General features: G+C 65.2%; 21 protein-coding genes. 4 read left to right on the top strand and 17 right to left on the bottom strand.

Translation table 11 applies throughout. The features are described from left to right. Window positions 1-32: 32 nt before the first annotated feature. The 3 genes from leuC to ACFPO9_RS06915 all read right to left on the bottom strand — a co-directional run bounded on the left by leuC (window position 33) and on the right by ACFPO9_RS06915 (window position 4,376). The gene (gene leuC / locus ACFPO9_RS06925) at window positions 33-1,430 is read right to left on the bottom strand and encodes a 3-isopropylmalate dehydratase large subunit (RefSeq protein ID WP_379768787.1); all 1,398 of its coding nucleotides are present in this window, start codon (window positions 1,428-1,430) and stop codon (window positions 33-35) included. Window positions 1,431-1,638: 208 nt separating this feature from the next. Continuing rightward, entirely contained in the window at window positions 1,639-3,510 is a 1,872-nt protein-coding gene (locus ACFPO9_RS06920; protein ID WP_379768785.1) for a chemotaxis protein CheA, read from the bottom strand. Further along, window positions 3,510-4,376: a protein phosphatase CheZ gene (locus ACFPO9_RS06915; protein WP_379768783.1), complete on the bottom strand. Its 867-nt coding sequence runs from the start codon at window positions 4,374-4,376 to the stop codon at window positions 3,510-3,512. Before ACFPO9_RS06915 ends, ACFPO9_RS06920 begins: the two co-directional genes overlap by 1 nt. 368 nt (window positions 4,377-4,744) lie before the next feature. Here ACFPO9_RS06915 and ACFPO9_RS06910 point away from each other — a divergent pair, with 368 nt between their 5' ends. From ACFPO9_RS06910 to ACFPO9_RS06900, 3 genes are all read left to right on the top strand, one after another. Further along, window positions 4,745-5,209 carry a universal stress protein gene (locus ACFPO9_RS06910; RefSeq protein ID WP_379768781.1) on the top strand — a complete coding sequence of 155 codons (465 nt, stop codon included), beginning with the start codon at window positions 4,745-4,747 and terminating at the stop codon, window positions 5,207-5,209. 105 nt (window positions 5,210-5,314) lie between these two features. After that, entirely contained in the window at window positions 5,315-5,959 is a 645-nt protein-coding gene (locus ACFPO9_RS06905) for a response regulator (RefSeq protein WP_036232923.1), read from the top strand. 371 nt (window positions 5,960-6,330) lie between these two features. Further along, on the top strand, window positions 6,331-7,125 hold the full coding sequence (locus tag ACFPO9_RS06900; RefSeq protein ID WP_230026176.1) for a Crp/Fnr family transcriptional regulator: 795 nt from the start codon (window positions 6,331-6,333) through the stop codon (window positions 7,123-7,125). Window positions 7,126-7,197: 72 nt separating this feature from the next. Here ACFPO9_RS06900 and ACFPO9_RS06895 read toward each other — a convergent pair whose 3' ends face one another. The 8 genes from ACFPO9_RS06895 to ACFPO9_RS06860 form a co-directional block, all read right to left on the bottom strand. Next, entirely contained in the window at window positions 7,198-8,322 is a 1,125-nt protein-coding gene (locus ACFPO9_RS06895; RefSeq protein ID WP_379768778.1) for a glycine zipper 2TM domain-containing protein, read from the bottom strand. A gap of 69 nt (window positions 8,323-8,391) precedes the next feature. After that, window positions 8,392-9,048 carry a ligase-associated DNA damage response endonuclease PdeM gene (pdeM, locus tag ACFPO9_RS06890; protein WP_379768776.1) on the bottom strand — a complete coding sequence of 219 codons (657 nt, stop codon included), beginning with the start codon at window positions 9,046-9,048 and terminating at the stop codon, window positions 8,392-8,394. Beyond that, the gene (locus tag ACFPO9_RS06885; RefSeq protein ID WP_379768774.1) at window positions 9,045-11,540 is read right to left on the bottom strand and encodes a ligase-associated DNA damage response DEXH box helicase; all 2,496 of its coding nucleotides are present in this window, start codon (window positions 11,538-11,540) and stop codon (window positions 9,045-9,047) included. The genes pdeM and ACFPO9_RS06885 overlap by 4 nt, the downstream gene beginning before the upstream one ends. Continuing rightward, entirely contained in the window at window positions 11,537-13,168 is a 1,632-nt protein-coding gene (locus ACFPO9_RS06880; RefSeq protein ID WP_379768772.1) for an ATP-dependent DNA ligase, read from the bottom strand. Before ACFPO9_RS06880 ends, ACFPO9_RS06885 begins: the two co-directional genes overlap by 4 nt. Then, a complete protein-coding gene (locus ACFPO9_RS06875) occupies window positions 13,161-14,198 on the bottom strand; it encodes a ligase-associated DNA damage response exonuclease (protein WP_379768770.1) in 1,038 nt (345 codons plus the stop codon). The genes ACFPO9_RS06880 and ACFPO9_RS06875 overlap by 8 nt, the downstream gene beginning before the upstream one ends. A gap of 9 nt (window positions 14,199-14,207) precedes the next feature. Continuing rightward, window positions 14,208-15,920, bottom strand: a complete 1,713-nt coding sequence (locus ACFPO9_RS06870) for a RecQ family ATP-dependent DNA helicase (RefSeq protein ID WP_379768768.1) — start codon at window positions 15,918-15,920, stop codon at window positions 14,208-14,210. A 369-nt stretch (window positions 15,921-16,289) separates the two neighbouring features. Then, entirely contained in the window at window positions 16,290-16,478 is a 189-nt protein-coding gene (locus ACFPO9_RS06865) for a DUF805 domain-containing protein (protein WP_379769207.1), read from the bottom strand. 125 nt (window positions 16,479-16,603) lie between these two features. Continuing rightward, window positions 16,604-16,750: a hypothetical protein gene (locus ACFPO9_RS06860; protein ID WP_379768766.1), complete on the bottom strand. Its 147-nt coding sequence runs from the start codon at window positions 16,748-16,750 to the stop codon at window positions 16,604-16,606. A 177-nt stretch (window positions 16,751-16,927) separates the two neighbouring features. Between ACFPO9_RS06860 and ACFPO9_RS06855 the strand changes: the two genes are divergently transcribed. Next, window positions 16,928-17,092, top strand: coding sequence for a hypothetical protein (locus ACFPO9_RS06855; protein WP_379768764.1), 165 nt, complete (start codon window positions 16,928-16,930; stop codon window positions 17,090-17,092). Window positions 17,093-17,153: 61 nt separating this feature from the next. On the opposite strand, the gene ahpF is transcribed toward ACFPO9_RS06855, so the two are convergent. The 6 genes from ahpF to ACFPO9_RS06825 all read right to left on the bottom strand — a co-directional run bounded on the left by ahpF (window position 17,154) and on the right by ACFPO9_RS06825 (window position 25,873). After that, on the bottom strand, window positions 17,154-18,737 hold the full coding sequence (gene ahpF, locus ACFPO9_RS06850) for an alkyl hydroperoxide reductase subunit F (RefSeq protein WP_379768762.1): 1,584 nt from the start codon (window positions 18,735-18,737) through the stop codon (window positions 17,154-17,156). Window positions 18,738-18,994: 257 nt separating this feature from the next. Next, a complete protein-coding gene (ahpC, locus tag ACFPO9_RS06845) occupies window positions 18,995-19,558 on the bottom strand; it encodes an alkyl hydroperoxide reductase subunit C (RefSeq protein WP_379768760.1) in 564 nt (187 codons plus the stop codon). 171 nt (window positions 19,559-19,729) lie between these two features. Beyond that, window positions 19,730-20,950: a hybrid sensor histidine kinase/response regulator gene (locus ACFPO9_RS06840; protein ID WP_379768758.1), complete on the bottom strand. Its 1,221-nt coding sequence runs from the start codon at window positions 20,948-20,950 to the stop codon at window positions 19,730-19,732. 2 nt (window positions 20,951-20,952) lie between these two features. Then, window positions 20,953-21,570, bottom strand: coding sequence for a chemotaxis protein CheB (locus ACFPO9_RS06835; RefSeq protein WP_379768756.1), 618 nt, complete (start codon window positions 21,568-21,570; stop codon window positions 20,953-20,955). Further along, window positions 21,567-22,397 (bottom strand): CheR family methyltransferase, encoded by an 831-nt coding sequence (locus ACFPO9_RS06830; RefSeq protein WP_379768754.1) that lies wholly within the window; start codon window positions 22,395-22,397, stop codon window positions 21,567-21,569. Before ACFPO9_RS06830 ends, ACFPO9_RS06835 begins: the two co-directional genes overlap by 4 nt. 8 nt (window positions 22,398-22,405) lie before the next feature. Continuing rightward, on the bottom strand, window positions 22,406-25,873 hold the full coding sequence (locus ACFPO9_RS06825) for a response regulator (protein ID WP_379768752.1): 3,468 nt from the start codon (window positions 25,871-25,873) through the stop codon (window positions 22,406-22,408). Window positions 25,874-25,937: the final 64 nt, after the last annotated feature.

Below are 25,937 nucleotides of genomic sequence, written 5' to 3'. Positions count from 1 at the left end.
CCCCTTGAACCCAACACCGGGCTCTGACCCCTCTACCTGCTGACGTCGACGAAGTGCCCCGCGACCCCCGCCGCAGCCGCCATCGCCGGCGACACCAGGTGGGTACGCCCGCCCTGCCCCTGCCGCCCTTCGAAGTTGCGGTTCGAGGTCGAGGCGCAGCGCTCGCCCGGATCGAGGCGGTCGGCGTTCATGGCCAGGCACATCGAGCAGCCCGGCTCGCGCCATTCGAAGCCGGCGGCCTTGAAGATCTTGTCGAGGCCCTCGCGCTCGGCCTGTTCCTTCACCAGGCCCGAACCCGGCACCACCATCGCCAGCTTCACGTTCGCGGCGCGCTGGCGGCCGCGCACGATGGCGGCGGCGGCGCGCAGGTCCTCGATGCGCGAGTTGGTGCAGGAGCCGATGAAGACCTTGTCGATGCGGATGTCCTCGATCCGGGTGTTCGGCTTGAGGTCCATGTAGACCAGCGCCTTTTCCATGGCGTCGCGCTTGACCGGGTCGCGTTCCTTGTCCGGATCCGGCACGCGGCCGTCCACGGTCGTCACCATCTCGGGCGAAGTGCCCCAGGTGACCTGCGGACGGATTTCAAGCGCGTTGAGGGTCACGACCATGTCGAACTTCGCGCCCGGGTCGGTGTGCAGGGTGCGCCAGTAGCCGACGGCCTGCTCCCACTGCGGGCCAACCGGCGCGAAGGGACGGCCCTTGACGTAGTCGATGGTGGTGTCGTCGACCGCCACCATGCCGGCGCGCGCGCCCGCCTCGATCGCCATGTTACAGACCGTCATCCGGCCTTCCATCGACAGCGAACGGATGGTCGAGCCGGCGAATTCGATCGCGTAGCCGGTGCCGCCGGCGGTGCCGATCCTGCCGATCACGGCCAGCACGATGTCCTTGGCGGTGACGCCGGCCGGCAGCGCGCCGTCGACCTGCACCAGCATCGATCTCGACTTCTTCGCCAGCAGGGTCTGGGTGGCCATCACGTGCTCGACTTCCGAGGTGCCGATGCCGTGCGCCAGGCAGCCGAAGGCGCCGTGGGTCGAGGTGTGCGAGTCGCCGCAGACCACGGTCATGCCGGGCAGCGTGGCGCCCTGCTCCGGGCCGATCACGTGGACGATGCCCTGGCGCTTGTCGTTCATGTTGAAGTAGGTGACGCCGAAGCTCTTCGCGTTCGCGTCCAGGGTCTCGACCTGCAGGCGCGAGGTCGGGTCCGCGATGCCGTGGCTGCGGTCGGTGGTCGGCACGTTGTGGTCGGCTACGGCAAGGTTGGCGGAGGTGCGCCATAGCGCGCGGTCCGCCACGCGCAAGCCTTCGAAGGCCTGCGGGCTGGTCACTTCGTGGACCAGGTGACGGTCGATATACAGCACGGTGGTGCCATCCGCGTCGGCACGCACGACATGCGAGTCCCAGAGTTTGTCGTAGAGCGTTTTTAACATGACCAATCCATTCAAACCCTCGCCTCATGCGAGTATGGTCTTTGATTATGCCATATTTGTGCAGTGCGTCACCCCGGGCCGCTTGCACGATTATTTCAATGGATTGCTGCACATGCAAATTTTATTTGCATGGAAAATCGAAAATGCAAATAAAAATAGCCTGCACCGTTTCCGGGCAGGCTATTCTTGGCTTTGTTGCGTGTTGCTTTTATGCAGCCAGGCGCACCGAGGAACGGCAGCCGTCCATCAGGAAGGACAGGCCCACCACCAGCACCAGCGAACCCTCGGCGGAGCGCGCGGTACCGGTGATGCCTTCGACGTGCAGCGCCGTCATCGGCTTGATCACCAGGTCGGCCGTGCCGTCCACCGCTTCCACCGCGATGATGTAGGGCTGCGGCGCGTTGATGACGATGCCGACGCGCTCCGAGCACTCTTCGTAGCCCAGCGAGGCCGCCAGCGAACGCACCGGCAGCGGGCGGCCCTGGTCTTTCAGCACCGGGGCGCCGCCGACCTGCATGAAGGTCTCCGGCAGCTCGACCACGCGCTCGACCACCGCCATCGGCAGGGCCAGCTGGGCGCCCGAGGTGGACACCAGCATGGTCGGCACGATCGACAGTTCGATCGGCAGGCGGATCGAGAACTTGGTGCCCGTGCCGAGGTTCGAGTCGATGCGGATCGCGCCGCGGTTCTTCTCGACGGCGGTCTTGACCACGTCCATGCCGACGCCGCGGCCCGACACCGAGGACGCCACTTCCTTGGTCGAGAAGCCCGGCAGGAACACCAGCTGGTAGGCTTCGTCGTCGGAGGTGGCCTGGTGCTCGGTGATCAAGCCCTTTTCCATCGCCTTCTTGCGCAGCTTGGACGGGTCCATGCCGCGGCCGTCGTCCTGCAGCACGATCATGACGCTGTTGGCTTCCTGCCAGGCTTTCAGCAGGATGTAGGCCTTGGCCGGCTTGCCGTTGGCGAGGCGGTCCTCAGGTCCTTCGACGCCGTGGTCGAGCGCGTTGCGCAGCATGTGCACCAGCGGGTCGTACAGGCTGTCCACCACCACGCGGTCGACTTCGGTCTCGGCGCCTTCGATGGTCAGCTCGACTTCCTTGCCCAGGTCCTTGGCCAGTTCGCGCACCAGGCGCGGGAATTTCTGGAACAGGCGGCCCACCGGCTGCATGCGGGTCGCCAGCGTGGCGCGCTGCAGCTCGGCCGAGTAGCGCGAGGCGCGCTCCAGGGTCTCGGTCAGGGTCGCCATCAGCGTGGCGGCCTGGCCTTCGAACTTGAACTGCGACAGGCGCTCCAGCAGCACGGCGGCCTGGTTCGCGGCCTGCACCGATTCGCCGGCCACTTCCAGCAGCGCGTCCAGCTTGACCGCGTCGATACGGATGCTCTCGTCGGCCTTGACGGCGGCGTTCTGCGCCGGCTTGTCGCCACGGCGCTCGATGCCGTCCCAGCCCGGTTTGGCCGCGACGACTTCGGTTGCGGCAGACACGTCGGCGGCAGCCGCCACTGCTGCAGCCGGTGCTTCCCCGGCCGCAGCCGGGGTGTAAGTGCCGGGCGGGACCACCGCCATGTACATCGCCTCCCAATCCAGGCCGTCGGCGCCGGCGGGTGCGGCGGCCGGCGCAGCCACCGGGGCCGGCGCGGCAGCCGCCTTTGCGGGAGCCGGAGCGGCCGCTGGTGCGGCAGCAGCCTTGGGCGCATCCTTGCCGTCGATCGCATCCTTCAGCATGCGCTCGAGGTCGGCCGGCATCGGCGCCAGCTGTTCCGGCGCGGTGCCGTTGTTCAGGTCGTTGAGCTGGTCGGCGACGAAGCCGGAAGCCACCAGCGAAGCCTCGATCGCCGATGGCGTGACCGGGGCCGCGCCGGTGCGCAGCGCGTCGAACAGGTTTTCCGTCAGGTGGCAGGCGGTCACCAGCGCGGGCAGTCCCATGAAGCCCGCGCCACCCTTGATGGTGTGGAACGAGCGGAACACCGCGTTCAGCGTTTCCTTGTTATCCGGATCGCGTTCGAGGCGGAGCAGATGCTCCTCGACGTTGGTCGCCAGATCCAACGCCTCGATGACGAAATCCTTGAGCATTTCATCCATTAGAATCCCAGATCGGCAAGAAGGTCATCGACGCTATCCTGGTCCAGCGCCGCGGTCGGCACCGAGGGGCCCTGCATCAGCTCGGCCGGCTTTTCCTGTTCCTGCACGGCCTGTTTCTGCGCCAGCTTTTCCTTGACCTCGGCCGGGGCGCTGTCGCGCAGCAGCTGGGCCAGTTCGTTCTCGACGGTCTGGGTGATCTTGACGACTTTCTTGATCAGCTGGCCGGTGATGTCCTGGAAGTCCTGCGCCATCATGATTTCGAGCAGGCGCGCCTTCTCGGCTTCGGTCGCTTCCGACACGGCCTGGGCGAAGCTGCGCGAATCGCCGGCCAGCGCCTTGAACTGATCGAGCGACAGCTTGCCGGCGAACAGGTCGGCCCAGCGGCCCTCCATGTCCTTGGCCTGCTTCGACAGCTTGTCCTGGGCCGGCATGCCGTCGTCCAGGGTGTTCAGGACCTTGTTGGCGGCCTGCTCGGTCAGGGTGGCGACGTATTCCAGGCGGTCCTGGGCGTCCACGATCTGCGACGAAGCTTCGGTGAGCGCCTTGTCGTAGCCGAGTTCGCGCAGCGAGTCGTGCATGATGCGCACGATGCTGCCCAGGCGGGCGTACATCACCTGGCCATCCGGATCTTCGGTGGCTTCGGCGGCAGCGGCCGGCGCCGGTGCAGGCGCGGCCGCAGCCGGTGCGGCGGCGGGCGCGGCGCTCGATGCTACCTGGTCGAACAGGGCTTCGAGGTCGTCCGTGTCGCTACCAGCGCCGCCGGCGGCGGGTTCGGGCGCCGGAGCCGGAGCCGGGGCCGGCGCGCTGGCTCGCTGCGCTGCCACTTCCTCGAATAATGCGTCGAAATCGTCAGCGGCGTCGGTCATAGTCCCTGCTTCTCCATAATGTGTAAGTGTCGCGATGATCTGTACTGTGCGGTGCTTGCTTCCGTCAATACGTTGACGGTAAGGGTATTGCAGGGAGTGTAGCAGCGTGGTTGCCGTAGGTAAATCTCGGAAAAGACACCGTTGCGCATTGGCGCAATAAACTTAGTCAATCGACCATCATTTCCAACTGTTTCTGAATATTTTCACAAAGCAAGTGTTGTATTTTTTTATCGCGAGCTTTATGCCAGTCAATGTTTCCGAGCCAGAAAGCAAACACATCACTGAGCAAGATCAAGCATTTACCATCGGCCAAGGGTGATCAGGAGGACTACAATAAGCAGGCAACGTGACCTGAGGGAGGGCTCACCATGTACCAGAAAATTCTGATCACCACCGACGGTTCCGCGGTGTCCCAGCACACCGCCTGCGCCGGCGTCCAGTTCGCGCAACAGATGGGGGCCGAAGTGCTCGCGCTGTTCGTCGCGCCCGACTACCAGTATCCCGTGTACGTCGAAATCATCCCGCCTTCCTACCCCAGCGAGGAGGAATACATGGGGCAGATGCGGCGCATGGGCGAGGAGTACATGGGGAAGATCATGCGCTCGGCGGACCAGGCCGGACTGAAGCACTCCTGCATGACGGCGTTTTCGGATTCGGCGGCGCTCAAGATCGTCGACGTGGCTGAACAACAACACTGCGACCTCATCTTCATGGGCTCGCACGGCCGCAGCGGATGGGGCCAGTTGCTGCTCGGTAGCGTCACGAACAAGGTGTTGTCGCAGACCAGCAAGCCGGTCCTGGTGCACCGCCTGATCCGCGAACCCGGCGCCTGAACCATCCATGCAGGCTATAGGGTCATTCCAAAAATAATACAATTTCTGTTCTGGCAATGTGCTAGCGTGTAATTTATGCTGCACATTGCACCCTGGGGAACTTCTATGATTCGCATAGTCATCGCTGACGACCACACCATCATGCGCGAAGGCCTCAAGCGCATCCTCGACGGCGCCCTCGACATCGAGATTGTCGGCGAAGCCATCAACGGTTTCGAAGTGCTGTCGCTGGTGCGCCAGGGCGGTTTCGACCTGCTGCTGCTGGACTTGTCGATGCCCGGCCGCAGCGGCGTCGACCTGATCCGCCAGGTGCGCAGCGAAGCGCCCAAGCTGGCCATCCTGATCCTCACCATGCACGAGGAAGAACAGTACGCGGTGCGCGCGATCCGCGCCGGCGCCCAGGGCTACCTGACCAAGGAGAGCGCCGGCACCCAGCTGGTCGGGGCGATCCGCAAGGTGGCCTCGGGCCGTCCTTATATCAGTACCGAAGTGGCCGAGCAGCTGGCGCTGAACATCATGGCGCCGAACGAGCAGCTGCTGCACAAGCAGCTCTCGGACCGCGAGTTCGAAGTCTTCTCTCTATTAGTAGGCGGCAAGTCGATCACCGAGATCGCCAACAACCTGCATCTTTCGGTGAAGACAGTGAGCACTCACAAGACGCGCATCATGCAGAAGATGGGCATGACCTCGCTGTCGGAAATGGTGCAATACGCCGTGGCGCACCGCCTGCTGGCGCCGATGAAAGCCTGAGCACCGCCTAATCTGTCTTAGACACCTTGGTCTGACTGTGGTTTCCACGCCCTGCGTGTGGTGCCCGGGAGACGGCCTCCTCACCGCAGCTATCCTACACGGGTATGCCCTTCTCTCCCTCGGAAGCGGCAGCAGTCAGTAAGAATATTCCTACATTCTGACTCCCCTTCCTACCTACACATTCAGCCGTTGCTGATATGAATGCCGAACTCGTGTTGGCATACTGACTTCAGCGTTTCGACTTGCTTGCGGTCCATTCTCCGCATTGAGCCGCCAGAAATTTCATGTTCCTAAACCTGGAGATGAGTATGCAGTCCCAGCCAATGTCAGAACAGCGTAACGCCTCCCCTTCGACTCTGCACTCGTCCCAGATGGAGGCCGGGCGCCAGCGCCAGGGTCGCCTGTGGTCCAACCTGAAAGAGGTCTGCGACCTGCTCCATATCCCGGCCGCCGTCTCGATGAATACCGAGGAACTCCTGTTCCAGCACGTGCAGTTCAAGACGGGCCAGCGCGTGCACACGATCGGCCAGGCCTTCGACACCCTGTACATCGTCAATTCCGGCTTCCTGAAAACGGTGCTGATCGACGAATTCGGCAACGAACAGGTGCTGAGCTTCCCGATGAAGGGGGACATGCTCGGCGTCGACGGCATCCACACCCGCCACTACGCCTCGGAAGCCGTCGCCCTGTCCGACTGCGACCTGATCCTCGTACCATTCAAGAAGCTCACTGCCCTGGGGAGGGTGCATGCCGAGCTGGAGAACCTGATGTACGGGGTGATGAGCCGCGAACTGGTGCGCGAACAGGCCATGATCGGCATGCTCGGCGCCCTGTCTGCGGAAGCGCGCGTGGCCCGTTTCCTGATTTCGCTGGCGGATCGCTTCGCCGCGATGGGCTACTCGAGCAAGCTGTTCAACCTGCGCATGACGCGCCACGAGATCGGCAGCTACCTCGGTCTGACCCTGGAAACCGTCAGCCGCACGCTGTCGGCCTTCAACGAGATCGGCCTGATCACCGTCGACCAGCGCACCATCGGCATCAAGGATCCGGAAGCCCTCAAGACCCTGCGCCGCCTGCCGCCCTCGCGTTCGCGCGCCAAGCAGAACGCCAAGCACAAGGCCGATGCCGAATCCTCGGGTGACGGCGCGGTGCTGGCAGCGGTCTGAGCGCCCATGAAGCGGATGTAAAAAAGCCGGCCCCTTGCGGAGCCGGCTTTGTCGTTTCTGGCTCGGAATCGGTCAGTCCCGGGTCAGAACGCCATCGGCGACCTTGACCTGCTCGCCTACGCGGAAGCCCGGGTCGTTGTCATAGCGGATAGCCTGGGTCGTGCCGTTTTCATAGCGCACCACCACTTCATAGCGCGGGGCGCGGGCGTTGCGCTCGATCGCGCGTCCGGCGATGGCGCCGCCGACCGCACCGGCCACGGTCGCCGCCGTGCGGCCGCTGCCGCTGCCCACCTGGTTGCCCAGCAGGCCGCCCACCGCGGCGCCGCCCAGCGTGCCGGCCGCACCGGCGTCGCCCTGGATCACGTTCACCGACTCCACGGTTGCGCAATTGGTGCAATAGCGGGCCACACGCTGGCTGTCGTCGGCACGGCGGTCGTCGCGCCGCGCGTCGCGGCGCTCATCCATGCGGTCGCCGCGTCCGCCTGCCAGCAGGGGCTGGCCCAGGGTCGCGGTCGAGTAACGGCCGTTGGACTTGATGGTCGCGGTCACCGAGGCGTCCGGGGCGATATTGTCGCCGCGGCGGATGGTGTACACGCCGTCGTATTCGCCCGGCCGCACTTCCGGCAGCGTGAAGATGCCGGAAGTGCCGGCGATCTGGACTTCGACCCGCGCGCCCGGCGTGCCTGCCACGGTGAAGCGCAGCTCATGGCCGGGGCCGAGGTCGTCGCTGCCGCGCACGTCGAAGCTCTGCACGCGCGGCGTGCCGGCCATGGCGCGGTCGGCGGGGCTCACGCGTTCCGGCACGCGCACGATGGTGGCGGCCAGGGCCTGGGTCTTGACCATGCCGTTGACGCGCAGGTTGGCGGTGACGGCGCTGTCCGGACGGATGCGGTCGTGACGGCCGATCGTGTAGGTGCCCGAGTAGGTGCCGGGGCGGGTTTCGTTCAGGTGCAGGTTGCGGGTGGCGCCGTCGATGCGCACCGATGCGTTGCCGCCCGGGGTGCCGAAGACTTCGAAGTTCAGCTCGGCGCCCGGCTCGATGCGGCGCAGCTCGTTGACGTTGAAGCCTTCGATGCGCGGCTCCATCTGGCGGGCGCGCGGATGTTCCTGGGCCTGCACAGGGGCCGGCACGGTGGCCGCGAAGAGCGGCAGCGCGGCCACCACGGCCGCGGCGAGTGTCTGTCGGGTTGTTGCCATGGTGTCCTCCTGCGAACGGAAATTATCAATATGGCCAGCTTACGCCGCACACGACAGTATCTCGGTGCGCTAACGTACGCTGTGCACCGCCTCGCCCGAGCTCACCCATACGCGCTCGCCCGGCTCGGGCCGCAATGCATGCCCGCCGGTAAAAGCGCCGAAAGACGGCAGGATCATGCGCTGAGGCCCGGCAATAAAGCACGGCAGGCGCAGCGCGTCGGAGCGAGTCGCCAGCACATAGACCGGATGCACGTGGCCGGCCAGCACATAAGCTGGCGCGGCGATGTCCGGGTGGTGGCAGAAGGAATACGGTCCCACCGTCCAGGGCTCGTCGACCAGATCGATGCCGAGCTCCCCGGCCGGGTCGCCCGCATGCTTGTCGTGGTTGCCGCGCACCAGGGTCAGGATCAAGTCGCAGCGTTTGCGGCGCCAGGCCAGCATCGCCGCCTGTGTCGATGCCGCGTGGGCCGCGCGCGCGTGCAGGAAGTCGCCGAGGAAGAGCACCTGCCTGGCGCCGGTCAGGGCGATCAGTTCGTCCAGGCCCTGCAGGTTTTCGCTGGTCGTCCCTTTCGGCACCGGAATGCCGAAGGAACGGAAGGCCGCCGCCTTGCCGAAGTGGATGTCGGCGATGATCAGCATGCGCTCGCGCGGCCAGAATGCGGCTTTCTGCGGCAGCAAGATCAACTGGTCTCCGCCCAGCTCGACCGTCAGCGCACCGGGGATCATGCGGCAGCCGCCTTTTCCAGTTCGCGCACCATGCGCGCCACGCGGTCGGACAGCTTCTCGGTCGAGACTTTTTCGCGGAAGCGCTCGACCATCAGCGGAAAGCCGAAGGGCGTCGCGCGCTTGACCTCGTGGAAGGCCACGCGGCGCGCGTGCAGCTCGTTCAAGGTGTCGCGCAGGCGCGTCAGTTCCAGCTCCTGTTCCAGCACCTCGCGTTCGGCCTGGCTCAGCAGCAGGTTGCCGCTGTCGTGCTTGCGGAAGACTTCATAGAACAGCGCCGACGAGGCCTGCACCTGGCGCATCGACTTGCGCTGGCCCGGAAAGCCCTGGTTCACCAGTCCGGCGATGCGCGCCACTTCGCGGAAGCGCCGCTGCGCCAGCTGGGTCGCGTTCAGGCTGTCCAGCACATCTTCCAGCAGGCGCCCGGTATCGAACAGGCCGACCTCCGCGCCGGTCTGCGCATCGAACATGCGAGCCCAGTCCACCGGCTCCGGCGACAGCAGCTCGAAACCATAATCGTTGACCGCCACCGAAAAGGTCGAGGGCATCAGCTTGCCGACGCGGAAAGCCACGAGCGAGGCCAGGCCGGTATGCACCGAGCGCCCGCCGAAGGGATAGACGAACAGGTGCCAGCCCTCGCGGCTCTTCATGCTCTCGATGACCAGCACTTCGCTTGTCGGCAGCGCCGACCAGCGCGCCTGCACTTCCAGCAGCGGCCGCACCGCCTGCATCTCCGGGCCCTCATAGACGCCGCGCGCGGCGCGCTCCAGCTCTTCCAGTCCGGCGCGCGCCATCTCGGCGCTGAGCGGAACCTTGGTGCCGCCCCAGCGGCTGATCGCGCCCTTGGTGCTGGCGCTGCGCTTCACGTAAGCCGTCATCTCGTGCACCCGCACCAGTTCCAGGATGCGCCCGCTGAACAGGAAGTGGTCGCCGGGCTTCAGGCGGCCGACGAAGGATTCCTCGACGCTGCCGATGCGCCCGCCGCTCACGTACTGCACCTGCATCTGCGCATCCGAGACGATGGTGCCGATGCTCATGCGGTGGCGGCGGCCGATGGTGGCGTCGGGCACGCGGTAGACGCCCTCCTCGTCCGGCAGCACGCGCCGGTACTCCGGATACACCGACAGGCTCTGCCCGCCGCGCGCGACGAAGTCCAGCGCCCACTGCCACTCTTCCTTCGTCAGGTGGCGATAGGACCAGGCGGTCGTCACCTCCTCATACAACTCTTCGGAGCGGAAACCGCCGCCCAGCGCGATCGTCACCAGGTGCTGCACCAGCACGTCGAAGGGCTTGTTCGGCACCTGCCGCGCCTCGATGCGGCGGGTGGCCACGGCGCGCCTGGCGCCGGCCGCTTCCAGCAGTTCCAGGCTGTTGGTCGGCACCAGTGTCACGCGCGAGATCCGTCCCGGTGCATGGCCGCTGCGCCCTGCCCGCTGCAGCAGGCGCGCAATGTTCTTGGCGCTGCCCACCTGCAGCACGCGCTCGACCGGCAGGAAGTCCACGCCCAGGTCCAGGCTGGCCGTGCAGACCACGGCCTTGAGCTCGCCATTCTTCAAACCTTTCTCGACCCAGTCGCGCACTTCGCGGTCGAGCGAACCATGGTGCAGGGCCACCGTGCCGGCCCAGTCGGGACGCGCCTCGATCAGGTTCTGGTACCAGACCTCGGAAGAGGAACGGGTGTTGGTGAACACCAGGGTCGCGCCGTTCTTCTCGATCTCGTCGATGACAGGCTGCAGCATCTGCAGGCCCAGGTGGCCGCCCCAGGGAAAGCGCGAGACGTTCTGCGGGATCAGGCAGTCGACCACGATCTGCTTTTTCAGATCGCCTTCGACCAGCACGCTGTTCGACTCGTCAGCGCCGGTCCCCAGCAGCACATTGCGCGCATCCTGCAGATTGCCCATGGTGGCCGACAGGCCCCACACGACCAGCGCCGGATTCCAGCGCCGCAAGCGTGCCAGCGCCAGCTGCACCTGCACGCCGCGCTTGCTGCCCATCAGCTCGTGCCACTCGTCGATGATGATCATGTCAAGGTGCTTGAACTGGTCGCGCGCGCCCGCATGCGAGAGCAGCAGGGACAGCGATTCCGGCGTCGTGATCAGCGCGCCCGGCAGGTTCTTGGCCTGGCGCGCGCGCTCGCTTGATCCGGTATCGCCGGTGCGCGCACCCAGCGTCCATTCGCCGATCGCGTCCGGGCTGGCGGCGCCCAGCTCTGCGCTCGATACTTCCAGCGAACGCTGGGTGTCGGCAGCCAGCGCGCGCATGGGCGTGATCCACAGCACGCGCAGGCCGGTGCGGTCGCGCCGCGAACGCTTGGCGCCGCGCAGCATGGCCGCGAACCAGACGGCATAGGTCTTGCCCGCGCCGGTATTCGCATGCAGCAGACCGGACTGCCCGGCCAGCGCGGCCTTCCACACGGCGCGCTGGAACGGGAAAACCTTCCAGCCGCGGCCCGCGAACCAGGCGTCGACCGCCTGCTCTGCCTGCGACTTGCTCATGGCTGTGCCGCTTCCAATAGACCCTTCAGGGTATCGAGTGTATCGGCTTCTTCGACCGGCTTGTCGTCGCGCCGCCGCAGGATGCGCGGGAAGCGCACCGCAATGCCCGCCTTGTGGCGCGGCGACAGCGCGATGCCCTCGAAGCCCAGCTCGAACACCATGCTCGGCTTCACGGACCGCACCGGCCCGAACTTCTCGACCGTGGTCTTGCGGATGACGGCGTCGACCTGGCGGATCTCGGCGTCGGTCAGGCCCGAGTAGGCTTTCGCGAACGGCACCAGGCGGCGCTGCTCGCCCGCGCCGTCCCACACGGCGAAGGTGTAGTCGGTGTAGAGCGAAGCACGGCGGCCGCTGCCCGGCTGGGCGTAGATCAGCACCGCGTCGACCGCGTAAGGGTCGATCTTCCACTTCCACCAGGTGCCGACGTCCTTGGTGCGGCCCACGCCGTACTGGGCATTCCGGGCCTTCAGCATCATGCCTTCGACGCCGCGCGCGCGCGACTCTTCGCGCAGCTTGCCCAGGTCTTCCCAGGTGTCGGCCGTGACCAGCGGCGAGATCCGCAGCTGCGGTTTCGCGACGCCCGTGACCAGGGTCTCCAGCAAGGCGCGCCGCTCGTGCTGGGGCAGTGCGCGCAGGTCGACGCCGTCGAGCTCCAGCAGGTCGTAGGCCAGCAGCACCGCCGGCAGCTCGGCCAGCAGTTTCGCGCTCAAGGTCTTGCGGCCGATGCGCTTCTGCAGGTCGGCAAAGGGCGCCGGCGAGTCGCCGCCGGTCCAGATCAGCACCTCGCCATCGACCACCGTCCCTTCCGGCAGGCCGAGTGCGGCGAGCTCCGGAAAGCGCTCGGTGATCAGGTCCTCGCCGCGCGACCACAAATAGTTCTGGGCGCCGCGCCGCACCAGCTGGGCACGGATGCCGTCGTACTTCCACTCGATCTGCCAGTCATGCAAATCGCCCAGGTCGGCCGGGTCGCCGTTCAGCTGGTGCGCCAGGAAGAATGGGTAAGGCTGGCCGCCGCGCAGCTTGTGCTCGTCCTCGGACTGGGCCGCTATCAGCTGCAGGAAACCGGCCGCGGTGGGGCGCACGCGGCCATCGGTCCAGCCCATCAGGCGCTGGGCGATCAGCTTGGCGTCCACCGCGGCGATGGCCGCCAGCGCGCGCGTCACCAGCAACTTGGACACGCCCACGCGGAAGCCGCCGCCGATCAGTTTGACGAACAGGAAGCGCTCGCGCCAGGTCAGCTCGTCCCAGTATTCGAACAGCTTTTCACGGATGGTGACCGGGTCGGCGCCGCGCAGGGGGCCGATGCGTTCTTCCATCCACACGGCCAGGCCGATGTCGCTGTGGCGCTTGGGCGCCGGCAGGATGTGGGCGATGGTCTCCGCCGTGTCGCCGACCGCGGCGTGGCTTTCTTCGTACAGCCACTCGTCCAGGCCGGCGTATTCGATGGCCGCTTCGCGCAGCAGCTTGGTCGGCACCGCCTGCCTCGGCTTGCCGCCGGCCAGGAAGTAGACGGCCCAGGCGGCGTTCTCGGGCGCCGTGTGCTCGAAGTAGTTCTGCAGCGCTTCCAGCTTGCGGTTGGTGGCGGTGGTTTCGTCGAGTTCGGCGTAGAGCTGGGCGAATTCACGCATTCTTCGCCTCCTTCTCCCCCTCTTCCGGCGCGGACGAGTCGGTGGCCTCATCGTCCCCGTATTCGGTATCGAAAGCCTTGGCATCCAGCCCGATCTGGCACAGCCAGCGCACCATCACCGGAATCGAGCCGTGCGTGACCACCACCTGGTGCGCGCCTGTAGCCTCGATCGCGCTCAGCAGCCCGGGCCAGTCGGCATGGTCGGACAGCACGAAGCCGCGGTCGACGCCACGCCGGCGGCGCGCGCCGCGCAGCAGCATCCAGCCGCTGGCGAAGGCGTCGGAGTAGTCGCCGAAGCGGCGGGTCCAGGTCGAGCCGGCGGCCGAGGGCGGCGCCAGCACCAGCGCGCGCTTCATCTCGTCCTTGCCGGTCTCGCTCACCAGTTGGGTGGGCGGCAGCTCGACCCCGCCCTCGCGGTAGACGCGGTTCAGCGGCTCGACCGCGCCGTGGCAGACGATGGGGCCGATCGACGTGTCCAGTCCGGACAGCACGCGCTGGGCCTTGCCGAAGGCATAGGCGTAGAGCACGCTGGTGCGGCCCTCGTCGGCGTTGCGGCGCCACCATGCGTTGATGCCGTCGAAGACTTCCTGCTGCGGGTCCCAGCGGTAGATCGGCAGGCCGAAGGTCGATTCGGTGATGAAGGTATGGCAGCGCACGGCCTCGAAGGGCACGCAGGTCGCATCCGGCTCGACCTTGTAGTCGCCCGAAGCGACCCAGATCTCGCCCTCGTACTCCATCCTTACCTGGGCCGAGCCCAGTACGTGGCCGGCCGGGTGCAAGGAGATGGCGACGCCGTTGTGCATGACGCGCTCGCCATACGCCACGCCGTCGATGTTGATGTCCGCGCCCAGGCGCGACTTCAGGATGTTGACGCTTTGATCGGACGCCAGGTAGTGCTTGTGCCCCCAGCGCGCATGGTCGCCGTGGGCATGGGTGATGACGGCCCGGTCCACCGGCCGCCAGGGGTCGATGTAGAAATCGCCAGGTACGCAGTACAGGCCCTCCTTCCTTACGACGACCATGTCACCCATGCACTCTCCTTATGCGATATGTTCGACAAAATCCTTCATGAACGAGCGCTGCTCGCCGTCCGGGAACGCGATGCAAACCTGGTCGCCGGCCACCGAGAACACCACGCCCTCGCCATACTTTGCCACTTTCACGCGCGCGCCGGGCTCGAAGGTGGATGCAGGATCGGCTTCCGGCCCAGGCTCGCGGTCGAACTCGTCGTCGCGGATCTCGATGTCTTCCAGCACGGCGGCCGGCGGATTCAGGCAGTTATCGCAGCGGCAGCACTTCTCGAAGCCCTCGACTTCGTCGCCGAAGTAATCGAGCAGCAGCTTCCAGCGGCAAAAACCGCTCACCGCATAGCCGACCATCTGCTCCAGCGCCTCCTTGTCGTGCTCCTGCTTGCGGCGGTAGACCTCGGCCATGGCTTCGAACAGGCTGTCCTTGGGCAGCTGGGCGGTCACGTTATACGCCAGCTTGCGCGACTGGCGCAGCAGCCTGGCGTCCTTCAGCAGCTTCAGGCAGACCTTCAGGTGCGGACCGGCCAGCTCACCGGCGACGTCGTCCACGCGCTCGGGCGTCGCGGTCTCGTTCTCCGCCAGCTCGCGCACAGCCTCGTAGACGCTGCGGATTTCCTCGGCCGTCGGATAGTGCTTCACCAGGAAGAACTGCTGCACGCGCTTGTCGTCCTGCAGGAACAGCAGCGTGCATTCGGCATCCTTGCCGTCGCGGCCGGCGCGCCCGGATTCCTGGTAATAGGCTTCCAGGTTGGCGGGAATCTGCATGTGGATCACGAAGCGGGTGTCCGGCTTGTCGATGCCCATGCCGAAGGCGTTGGTGGCGACCATCACGCGCCGCTCGTCGTTCATGAACAGGTCCTGGTTGGCCTTGCGCTCGGCGGCCGGCAGCTTGCCGTGGTAGAGGGTGACGGATTCGCCGGCTTCGGCCAGCTGGTGATAAACCTCTTCGGCCACCTTGACGGTGGCGGCGTAGACGATGCCCTTGCCCTCGGTCTCGCGGACCAGGCGCTTCGCTTCCTGCAGCTTTTCGTCCGGGTTGGTCACCTGCAGCACGCGGTAATGCAGGTTCGGGCGGTAGACGCCGGTGTTCACCACGTGCATGCGCGGCCGGTTGAGCTGGCGGCCGATGTCCTCGACCACTTCGTCGGTGGCGGTGGCGGTCAGCGCCAGCACCGGCGGACGGTCCAGGGCCTCGATCGCGCCGGCCATCTCGAGATAGGCCGGGCGGAAGTCGTGGCCCCATTGCGAGATGCAGTGGGCTTCGTCGACCACCACCAGGGCGATCTTCACCTGCTTCAGTATCTCCACGAATTCCGCCATCACCAGGCGCTCGGGCGTGCAGAACACGATCTCGCAGCGGCTTTCCCCGATGGCGGCGAGCGCATGCCGCTCCTCCTCGGCGGACAGGCTGCTGTTGACCTGCACGGCGCGGATCCCCATCTCTTCCAGCTTTTCGAGCTGGTCCTTCATCAGGGAGATGAGCGGGGAAACGACGATGGTCATCCCTTCCAGGATGCGGGCGGGGATCTGGTAGCACAGCGATTTACCGCTGCCGGTGGGCATGATCGCCAGGGTGTCCTTACCGTCGAGGACGCTGTCGATGACGCGTTGCTGGCCGTCGCGCAGTTGCTGGATGCCGAAAACGGTATCGAGCAGGCGGCGGATGGTGTTGCGGCGGACCGCAAGCAGGCCCTTGTGCAGGAGTTTGGGTTCGTGTCGGGTCATGATGGCCTCACTCTAAATAAGGCCGAACTGAACCGCTATAGGACGCAACCTACAGATACCGTAGGAGCGCCACTAGAGCATTCCGCCAGCGATCAGACAGGTCGACAAGGCGTTTTCCTACAATGCGGCGGAATCCCCGCCGATAGTTGCCATTTTGCAGTCGACCTATCATGGAACCATATTCTCCCGCAACCCGCACACAATTGGAGTTCGATCATGATTCGCATCTTCCCCGCTACCTGGACTGCCCTCCACGTCGGACTCATCAGCATTGCCACCTGGCTGGTGGTGGAAACGGATGCCTTGAGCGGCATGGCGCCGATGTTCTTCCACTGAGCGACGCGGCCTTGCGCTAAGGCTTGCTGCCCCTCATGCATAGGCGTCGGTCGAACCCGCATAGCGGTTCGGACGCGACTCCTGTACCCAGAACACGATCAGAACAATCCAGCCGATCACCGGAACCAGTAGCAGCAACTGCCACCAGCCGCTGCGATCCGTACTAACGCGACGCCGTTCCTTCGAACGTGGCGTATTGCCTGAAGCAGGTCTTGATCGAATCGAAAAACGTCATGATATCCCCGGTCGAGCGCCCGGCGGCCACCATGGCTCACCAGCGCAAGTCCATGCTACAGGAGATTTTTTTTCAGAAATCTCTCGAACTCTCACGACCTGCGGTCGGGCACTTACTTGTCGCCCCTTTGCGCGGGGCGGAACTTCACCGCTGGCGCCTTGCACTGCTTGACCGGTTCGGGTTTGCGCGACGCGGACGAGCGCACATAGCATTCATCGAACACAGAGCAATAGCAGGTCGACCATTCGATGTCGTCCATCTGGCGGTACAGCGCTTCAAGATCCTGATTCGGCGCCCTTGTCGCTCCATGTAAAAAGCTGCACTGCTGCGCCGGCGCGGACCAGGGCGCCGTCGATGTTGGCGCGCCGGACCGACGCCGTTGTTGTCGATCTGGTAGCCCATCAGGTGCTGGACACGCTCGGTAGCGGTCTCGCGCGTGGCCGACATGGTCCGCATCAGCTCCACATACGGAAAGCTGTTCGCCGCCACCAGCTTCTCCATCGAATGCGCCGAATGCAGCCCCAGCCACAACGACACCAGCGAGACGATCGTGGCGGCCACGCCCAGCGTGATGTCCAGCCAGCGCATGCCGGTGCCGTGAGGATGGCAAAAAAAAGCGTCCCTCATGCGAGGGACGCTTTGCCGGCAGGCCCGGACCGGGCTCAGGCAGCTTCGACCGCCACCGGCATGCGGATCAGGTAGTCGAAGGCCGACAGTGCGCACTTGGCGCCGTCGCCGGCCGCGATCACGATCTGCTTGAACGGCGTGGTGGTGGCGTCGCCGCCGGCGAACACACCCGGGATATTGGTGCGGCCGTGGGCGTCGACCACGATCTCGCCGAAGCGCGACAATTCCACGCTGCCCTTCAGCCATTCGGTGTTCGGCACCAGGCCGATCTGCACGAACACGCCTTCCAGCTCGACGTGGCGGTCTTCGCCCGACACCCGGTCCTTGAAGCTGATGCCGTTGACCTTCTTGCCGTCGCCCGTGATCTCGGTGGTCTGGGCGTTCACATGCACGGTCACGTTCGCCAGGCTGTTCAACTTGTTGACCAGCACCGCGTCCGCCTTCAGCTGGTTCGCGAACTCGATCAGGGTCACGTGCTGGACGATGCCGGCCAGGTCGATCGCCGCTTCCACGCCCGAGTTGCCGCCGCCGATGACGGCCACGCGCTTGCCTTTATAGAGCGGGCCGTCGCAGTGCGGGCAGTAGTTCACGCCGGCGTTCTTGTACTGCTCTTCGCCTGGTACGTTGACGTTCCTCCAGCGCGCGCCGGTCGACAGGATCACGGTGCTCGACTTCAGCGAGCCGCCGTTGGCGAATTTGACTTCGACCAGTTCGCCCGGCGCCGACGGCGCGATCAGCTGCGCCGCTTCCTGCTGGGTCATGATGTCGACGCCGTAGTGGCGCACCTGGGCTTCCAGGGCGCTTGAAAATTTCGGGCCGTCGGTTTCCAGCACCGAGATGTAGTTCTCGATCGACATGGTGTCGTTCACCTGCCCGCCCATGCGGCCGGTGGCGATACCGGTGCGGATGCCCTTGCGGGCCGCGTACACGGCAGCCGCCGAACCGGCAGGACCGCCGCCGACGATCAGCACGTCGTAGGGCTCCTTCGCGGTCAGCTTGGCGGCGTCGCGTTCGCCGGCGCCCTTGTCCAGCCTGGCGACGATCTCTTCGACCATCATGCGGCCGGACCCGAACATCTGGCCGTTCAGGAACACCATCGGCACCGACATCACCTGGCGCTCCTCGACTTCCTTCTGGAAGGCGCCGCCTTCGATCACGGTGGTCTTGATGCGCGGGTTCAGGATCGCCATCAGGCTCAGCGCCTGCACCACGTCCGGGCAGTTATGGCAGCTCAGCGACATGTAGACCTCGAACTCGTAGTCCTCGTCCAATGCCTTGATGGTGTCGATGACATCCTGCTCGACCTTGGGCGGGTGGCCGCCGGTCCACAGCAGGGCCAGCACCAGCGAGGTGAATTCGTGGCCGAGCGGCAGGCCGGCGAAGCGCAGGCTGTTGTCGCTGCCGGTTCGCTGCAGCGAGAACGAAGGTTTGCGGGCGTCGTTGCCATCCAGGCGCAGGCTGATCTTGTCGGCGCGCAGGCCCTGGATGGTCTGCAGCAGGTCGAGCATCTGCTTCGAGGTGTCGCTGTCGTCGAGCGAAGCCACCAGTTCGAAGGAGTGCTGGACGCGTTGGAGGTAGGCACCCAGCTGGGTCTTCAGGTCATTGTCGAGAGCGCTCATGGTCTTGTCCTTTTCGTTCAAACGTGTTCAAGCCGATGCGACGCACATGCGGACGCATCCATTCAAATCAAAGTGGTAAATCTAAGCCGGCAGATCGACCAGTTTGATCGCCTGTCTTTCAGGGCAGGCCCATCGCGTGCGGGCTGCTTTTTGGGAGGGGGGAGAGCACTTCCCGCCCCCCGGCGGTTGGTGCTCTGGTATTACGTGTACTTCGGGTGCTTCCCGTGGGCTCGGGGAGCCCACCCTGCATTTCTCTCTTAGATCTTGCCAACCAGGTCCAGCGACGGCTTCAGGGTAGCGGCGCCTTCGCTCCACTTGGCCGGGCAGACTTCGCCCGGGTGCGATGCGACGTACTGGGCAGCCTTGACCTTGCGCATCAGTTCCGATGCGTCGCGGCCGATGCCGTTGTCGTGCACTTCCATGACCTTGATCTGGCCTTCCGGATTGATCACGAAGGTACCGCGCAGGGCCATGCCTTCTTCTTCGATCATGACTTCGAAGTTACGCGACAGGACGCCGGTCGGGTCGCCGATCAGCGGGTAGTTCACTTTCTTGATGGCTTCCGAGGTGTCGTGCCATGCCTTGTGAGCAAAGTGGCTGTCGGTCGACACGCCATAGACTTTGACGCCCATCTTCGCGAATTCCGGCTGGAAAGCAGCCAGGTCTTCCAGTTCGGTCGGGCAGACGAAGGTGAAGTCGGCCGGGTAGAACATCAGAACCGACCAGGTGCCTTTGAAATCGGCTTCGGTCAGGTCGACGAACTTGCCATCGTGGAAAGCGGTTGCCTTGAACGGTTTGATTTCGGTGTTGATGATGGACATGAAAGCTCCTCTTTCGGGGTTAAAAAAAACGTCAGGTAGGCACTATACCGCGCACGCTGATTATTGTGAAATTGATTGAACAGATTTGAGCAATTGATTTTAGCTATCAGGCGATTCGTCGTTCCCGCGCAGGCGGGAAGTCAGGTCGGGCAATGCCCGGCATGACGGCTTCTAGGCCGAGACAGTGGCAGGCGCAGGCACCTCGGCCTCCGAGCAAGGCAACAGCAAACTGAAGGTCGCCCCCTGCCCCGGCACGCTCTGCACCGTCAGCTCCCCGCCGTGGGACGCGGCGAGCTGGCGCGAAATGTACAGGCCCAGCCCGAGCCCCTTCGGCTCGCCGCTCTTGGCGCCGCGCTCGTAGGGTTCGAAGATGCGGTCGATGTAGTCGGGCGCGATGCCCTTGCCGTGGTCGCGCACGTCGATGCGGACATTGCAGCCGATCTGGTGCACGCTGAGCTCGACCGTGCCGCCGCCGCCATAGCGCAGCGCATTGGTCAGCAGGTTGACGATCACCTGTTCGATGCGGAACTCGTCCCAGATGCCTTCGACCGGCTCGTGGGTGGCCAGCTGCAGGATCGAGCTGGCCGCGGCCGCCTGCAACGAAAGGTCATTGACGACCCGCTCCAGCAGCCCCATCAGTTCGACCCTGGCCGGACGGATCGACAGGGTGCCGCTCTTCATGCGCGAGACGTCCAGCATGTCGTCGATCAGGCGGATCATGGCCTTGATCTGGCGCTCGTCGCGCTTGATCATGCCGGACATCTGTTCGGGATTGAAGGCCGGCAAGTTGCCGCGCTTGAGCTGCAGGCTGCGCATCTGGGTTTCCAGGAACAGGGTATTCAGCGGCGTGCGCAGCTCGTGCGCGACCAGCGACATGAAGTCGTCGCGCATGCGCAGCGAGCGCTGCAGCTCTTCCTGGGTCTTGTTCAGCTCGTGCAGCAGGGTTTCCTGCTCGCGCCGGCTGCGTTCCAGCGCCTCCATCTGGCGCCGCATCTCGCGGCGCTGCTGGTCCAGCGTGACGAACACGTTGACCTTGCTGCGCACGGCATCCGGGTCGAGCGGCTTGTACAGGAAGTCGACGGCGCCCTGCTCGTAGCCCTTGAAGGCATAGTTCAGCTCGCGCCCGGCGGCCGACACGAACACGATCGGGACGTTGCGGGTGCGAGAGGTAGAGCGCATCAGCTCGGCCAGCTCGAAGCCGTCCATGCCGGGCATCTGCACGTCGAGAATGGCCAGCGCGAACTCGTGCTCGAGCATCAGGGTCAGCGCTTCCTCGCCGGAGCTCGCCTGGAACACCAGGCGCTTCTCGTCGCGGATCAGGGCGTCCAGCGCGCGCAGGTTTTCCGGCAGGTCGTCGACGATCAGCAGTTTGCTTGGGTCTTGTGCGCTCATGATTACGTGGTCTCCAGCATGGGCAGCAGCGCCCCGATGCGGGCCAAAGGCAGGATCAGGTGCGGGGAAAAACGGTCGATGGCGCTCTTTGGCATGGTGGCCACCTGGGCGTCAGCGGGGTCTTGCACGACGGTCAGGCCGCCGCTCGCGTGAATGCGCGCCATGCCCTCGGCGCCGTCATGGTTGGCGCCGGTCAGCAGGATGCCGACCAGGCCGGGACCGTAGGCGTCGGCGCTGGATTCCATCAGCAGGTCGATGGACGGGCGCGCATAGTGCACCGGCGGCTCGCAACTCAGCGAAAACGTAAAGTCCTTCTCCACCGACAGATGGTAGCCGGAACCGGCAAAATAAACGGTGCCGGGCGTGATGGCTTCCTTGTCCTCGGCTTCCTTGACCGGCAGCGGCAGGCGCTCGCCGAACAGCTCGGCCAGCCGGCTTTCGCGGTCGCCCGGCAGGTGCAGGATGCAGAACACCGGCAAGCCATAGCCGGCCGGCAGCGAAGGCAGCAGCGCGCCCAGGGCCTCGACCCCGCCGGCGGAAGCGCCGATCACCACCGCCTCGACGCGGCGGCCGGCGAGCGCGGCCTGGATATCCGTCGCATCAAGCGCTGAACTATTCACGGCCCCACCTTGCGAAACACCCGCTCGCGCCTGGCCAGCGGCTCGAAGCGCTGGGCGTAGCTGGAGAAGTCGATACTTTCCTTGCTGCCCAGGCCCAGGAAGCCGCGGTGCACCAGCGATTCGTGGAACAGGCCCAGCACCCGGTTCTGCAGGCGCCGGTTAAAGTAGATCATCACATTGCGGCAGCTGATGAAATGGGTCTCGGCGAACACGCTGTCGGTGGCCAGGCTGTGGTCGGCGAAGGTCACGTTCTCCACCAGCCCGCGCTCGAACAGGGCGCCGCCATAGGCCGCCGTGTAATAGTCCGAGAAGGCCTGCGTGCCGCCGGACTTCTGGTAATTCTCGGTGTACAGGCGCATGCGCTCGAGCGGCATCACGCCGCGTCGCGCCGCTTCGAGCGATTCCGGATTGATGTCGGTCGCGTAGATCAGGCTGCGCTCGAGCAGGCCCTCTTCCTTCAGCAGGATCGCCAGCGAATACACTTCCTCGCCGGTGCTGCAGCCGGCCACCCAGATCTTCAGCGACGGGTAGGTCTTCAAGAACGGAATCACATGCTGCCGCAAGGCCAGGTAGTACTCCGGATCGCGGAACATTTCCGTCACCGGGATGGTCAGGAATTGCAGCAGCTGCGCAAAGGCGGCCGGCTCGTGCATCACCCTGGCCTGCAGGGCGGACACGGTCTCGCATTCCATCACGCGCATGGCGGCCTGCACGCGGCGCTTTTGCGAAGCGCCGGTGTAGTCGCGGAAGTCGTAGTTGTACTTGAGGTAGACAGCTTCGACCAGCATCCGCAGTTCAATGTCGATGTCGCTCGGAGGATGCTTCATATGCGTCGTCAAATACGCTCCATGGTCGGCATCCATACCCGCAGCAGCGAGTACAGGCGCGTCAGGTCGATCGGCTTGGCCAGGTAATCGTTGGCGCCGGCGGCCAGGCACTGTTCCTGGTCATCCTTCATGGCCTTGGCCGTGATCGCGATGATGGGCAGGCGCGCGAATCGCGCATCCTGGCGGATCCTGCGCGTCGCTTCCAGGCCGTCCATGCCGGGCATCATGACGTCCATCAGCACCAGGTCGATGTTTTCCACTTCGTCGAGCTTGGCAAGGGCTTCGAAGCCGTTGCGGCCCACCTCCACATTGGCGCCCCGCTGCTCGAGCGCGCTGGTCAGTGCAAACACGTTGCGCACGTCGTCGTCCACCAGCAGGATGGTCCTGCCTTCGAACACCCGGTCGCGCCCGCGCACGCTCTTGAGCATGGTCTGGCGCTCGGACGAAAGCTTCGATTCCACCTTGTGCAGGAACAGCGTGACCTCGTCCAGCAGGCGTTCCGGCGAACGCGCCCCCTTGATGATAATCGAGCGCGAATATTTCAGCAGTTCCGCCTCTTCCTCGCGCGTCAGGTTGCGTCCCGTGTACACGATGACGGGCGGGAAGGAGCAGAGTTCTTCCATGGACATTGCCTTGAGTAATTCATTGCCCTGGATGTCGGGCAGCTTCAAGTCGATGATCATGCAGTCGAAAATCTGCGTGCGCAACAGGTTCAGCGCTTCCTCGCCCGAACCGACGGCGGCGATCTCGACGTCGTTGTCGGAGATCAGCTTGACCACGCTGTCGCGCTGGCGCTCGTCGTCCTCGACCAGCAGCACGCGCTTGACCTGCTGGGACGATTTTTCCTTGAGCTTCAGGAACACCGCTTCCAGCTGTTCGCGGCTGGTGGGCTTGAGCGCATAGCCGATCGCGCCCAGGTGCAAGGCTTCGCCGCCGTTCTCCTGGCTCGACACCACGTGCACCGGGATGTGGCGCGTGGCTGGATTTTCCTTCAGCTGCTGCAGCACCGACAGGCCGGAGCGGTCCGGCAGGCGCATGTCGAGCAGGATCGCATCCGGGTTCTCGGCGGCCGCCAGTTCCAGGCCTTCCTCCGCCGTCAGACCGACCAGGCAGCGGAAGTCCATGTCGTGCGCCAGGCCGTAGAGGATGCGCGCGAATTCCGGTTCGTCCTCGATCACCAGCGCGGTGCGCCGGCCCGACGCTGCCTCGAGGCGGTCGTCGTCGAAGCGCGGGCCGGCCGGCGCGGCTTCCTGGGTTTCAGGCGCGGCCGGCGCAGGCGCTGGCGTGCGCACCGGCGGCGCCGCATGCACCAGCTGCGGCGCCGGCGGGGTCGCGGCGACGGCGCCGTTGCGCGGCAGGCTGAGCGTAAAGGTGCTGCCCTCGCCCGGGGTGCTGGCCAGGGTCAGGGTGCCGCCCAGCAGGCTGGTCAGGTCGCGCGAGATCGACAGGCCCAGGCCGGTGCCGCCGTATTTGCGTGCGGTCGAGCCGTCGGCCTGGTGGAAGGCGTCGAAGATCTTGTCCTGCTGGTCGGGCGCGATGCCGATGCCGGAGTCCCGCACCGTGAACTGCACCCAGCCGTCGGCATTCGCGCTGACGGTCAGGCCGACGCGGCCGGAGTCGGTGAATTTCACCGCGTTCGACAGCAGGTTTTTCAGGATTTGCTCGAGGCGCTGGCGGTCGGTGTGGATGGACATCGGCACGTTCGGCTCGACGGTCAGCGAGAAGTCCAGTTCCTTCTGGCGCGCCAGCGGTTCGAAGGTGCGCGCCAGTCCCTCGATCACGCGGCGCAGCGGCAGCTCTTCCGGCACCAGCTCCAGCTTGCCGGCCTCGACCTTGGAGATGTCGAGGATGTCGTTGATCAGGTTCAGCAGGTCGTTGCCGGCGCCATAGATGGTCTGGGCGAAGCGCACCTGCTCTTCGTTGAGGTTGCCGGTGGTGTTATCGGACAGCAGCTTGGCCAGGATCAGCGAGCTGTTGAGCGGCGTCCTCAGCTCGTGCGACATGTTCGCCAGGAACTCGGATTTGTAGCGGCTGGCGCGCTCCAGCTCCAGGGCGCGGTCGCGCAACTGGTCCTGGGCGGTGGTCAGCGCCGTGTTCTTGAGGTCGAGGTTGGCGGCCTGCTCGGCCAGCTGCTCGTTGGTCTGTTCGAGTTCCGCCTGCTGGTTCTCCAGGGCCGTCTGCGATTCCTCGAGCGCGCGCGACTGTTCTTCCAGCTCTTCGTTGGCGGTGCGCAGCTCTTCCTGCTGGACCTGCAGCTCCTCGTTCATGGCCTGCTGCTCTTCCAGCGCTACCTGCAGGCGCTGGCGGTAGACCACCGAGGCCACCGAGGCGCCCACCGCCGGGCCGATCAGTTCCATGAATTCGGTATCGCGCTCGCGCACGCCGTGCAGGAAACCGACCTCGATCACGCCCTTGATCTTGCCGTGGTTCGAGATCGGCGCGATCAGCAGTTCGCGCGGCGCCGTTTCGCCCAGGCCCGAGCCGACCTTGATGTAGTCGGGCGGCAGTTCGCGCAGGGTCAGGATGCGGTTCTGGTCGGCGGCCTGGGCGGCCAGCGAATTTTTTGGCTGGATCACCTTGGCATGGCCGTCCTGGTTCGCAAAACCGTAGGCGCCGATGCGGGTCAGGGTGCCGTCGTCGCTGCGCGCGTACATCGCGGCCACGACACCGCCCAGGTAGGGCGTGACGAAGTCCAGCACGGCGTCGGCCAGCGGCTCGAGCTCGTGCAGGTTGGCGCTCTTGGTGGCCAGTTCCGTCTGGCCGCTGCGCAGCCAGTCCTGGTGGCGCAGCTGGGCGTTGTGCTCGGCCTCGTGCTCGAGGATCTCGCCATAGGAATTCGACAGCTTGACCAGTTCGCGGCGGCCGAACAGGGCCAGCAGGCCGGCCACGGTCAGGCTGAACAGCAGGAAAGCGCCGACCGACCAGGCGATCACGGTGCGCGAGGAGCTATTGCGCTCCTGCAGGATGCGCTCCTCGGTTTCGATGAACAGCCTGAACTGGCGCCGCACCTCGTCAGTGAGGACCTTGCCGCGGCCTGACTTGACCAGCGCCAGCACGTCGGCATCCTTGCTGCGCTGGGCGATGACTTCCTCGGCGTACAGCTGCCATTCGCGCTGGGCGGTACGAATCCGGCGCACACGGTCCAGCTGGGAATAATTATCGTCGACCATCCTGGCCAGGTCGTTCAGCTCGGCGTCGAGCTTGGGCTTGGCGTCGCTATAGGGCGAAAGAAATTCCTTGTCGCCGGACAGGAGGTAGCCACGCATGCCGGCTTCCATGTCGGCCGACATGCGGCTGACTTCATTGGCCTGCCCGATCACCTGCTCGGAATGCTCCACCCAGCTGAGCACATTGATCAGGTAGGCAATGATGCCCACGAAGACCAGCGCGCTCAGGACGCCCATGCCCAGCGGCATGGCGACGTTACGGGACAGGATACGGCGGAATTGGCCGCTGTCGATACTCGATCCGGTCATGCTTATTCGCTAACTCTTAGGAAAAAAATATCCTAAGTGTAACGCAATTGCAAATTCGAGCGCG

Source organism: Massilia aerilata (assembly GCF_042656905.1).
Classification (GTDB): domain Bacteria; phylum Pseudomonadota; class Gammaproteobacteria; order Burkholderiales; family Burkholderiaceae_D; genus Telluria; species Telluria aerilata.
Note: the sequence above shows the minus strand (reverse complement) of the source record. Positions and strands in the feature narration are given on the sequence as shown.

What these genes read in the sequence shown, in the direction of transcription:
- leuC (WP_379768787.1), bottom strand. Translation starts at nt 1,430, where the DNA reads ATGTTAAAAACGCTCTACGACAAACTCTGGGACTCGCATGTCGTGCGT.
- ACFPO9_RS06920 (WP_379768785.1), bottom strand. Translation starts at nt 3,510, where the DNA reads ATGGATGAAATGCTCAAGGATTTCGTCATCGAGGCGTTGGATCTGGCG.
- ACFPO9_RS06915 (WP_379768783.1), bottom strand. Translation starts at nt 4,376, where the DNA reads ATGACCGACGCCGCTGACGATTTCGACGCATTATTCGAGGAAGTGGCA.
- ACFPO9_RS06910 (WP_379768781.1), top strand. Translation starts at nt 4,745, where the DNA reads ATGTACCAGAAAATTCTGATCACCACCGACGGTTCCGCGGTGTCCCAG.
- ACFPO9_RS06905 (WP_036232923.1), top strand. Translation starts at nt 5,315, where the DNA reads ATGATTCGCATAGTCATCGCTGACGACCACACCATCATGCGCGAAGGC.
- ACFPO9_RS06900 (WP_230026176.1), top strand. Translation starts at nt 6,331, where the DNA reads ATGGAGGCCGGGCGCCAGCGCCAGGGTCGCCTGTGGTCCAACCTGAAA.
- ACFPO9_RS06895 (WP_379768778.1), bottom strand. Translation starts at nt 8,322, where the DNA reads ATGGCAACAACCCGACAGACACTCGCCGCGGCCGTGGTGGCCGCGCTG.
- pdeM (WP_379768776.1), bottom strand. Translation starts at nt 9,048, where the DNA reads ATGATCCCCGGTGCGCTGACGGTCGAGCTGGGCGGAGACCAGTTGATC.
- ACFPO9_RS06885 (WP_379768774.1), bottom strand. Translation starts at nt 11,540, where the DNA reads ATGAGCAAGTCGCAGGCAGAGCAGGCGGTCGACGCCTGGTTCGCGGGC.
- ACFPO9_RS06880 (WP_379768772.1), bottom strand. Translation starts at nt 13,168, where the DNA reads ATGCGTGAATTCGCCCAGCTCTACGCCGAACTCGACGAAACCACCGCC.
- ACFPO9_RS06875 (WP_379768770.1), bottom strand. Translation starts at nt 14,198, where the DNA reads ATGGGTGACATGGTCGTCGTAAGGAAGGAGGGCCTGTACTGCGTACCT.
- ACFPO9_RS06870 (WP_379768768.1), bottom strand. Translation starts at nt 15,920, where the DNA reads ATGACCCGACACGAACCCAAACTCCTGCACAAGGGCCTGCTTGCGGTC.
- ACFPO9_RS06860 (WP_379768766.1), bottom strand. Translation starts at nt 16,750, where the DNA reads ATGGACGACATCGAATGGTCGACCTGCTATTGCTCTGTGTTCGATGAA.
- ahpF (WP_379768762.1), bottom strand. Translation starts at nt 18,737, where the DNA reads ATGAGCGCTCTCGACAATGACCTGAAGACCCAGCTGGGTGCCTACCTC.
- ahpC (WP_379768760.1), bottom strand. Translation starts at nt 19,558, where the DNA reads ATGTCCATCATCAACACCGAAATCAAACCGTTCAAGGCAACCGCTTTC.
- ACFPO9_RS06840 (WP_379768758.1), bottom strand. Translation starts at nt 20,950, where the DNA reads ATGAGCGCACAAGACCCAAGCAAACTGCTGATCGTCGACGACCTGCCG.
- ACFPO9_RS06830 (WP_379768754.1), bottom strand. Translation starts at nt 22,397, where the DNA reads ATGAAGCATCCTCCGAGCGACATCGACATTGAACTGCGGATGCTGGTC.
- ACFPO9_RS06825 (WP_379768752.1), bottom strand. Translation starts at nt 25,873, where the DNA reads ATGACCGGATCGAGTATCGACAGCGGCCAATTCCGCCGTATCCTGTCC.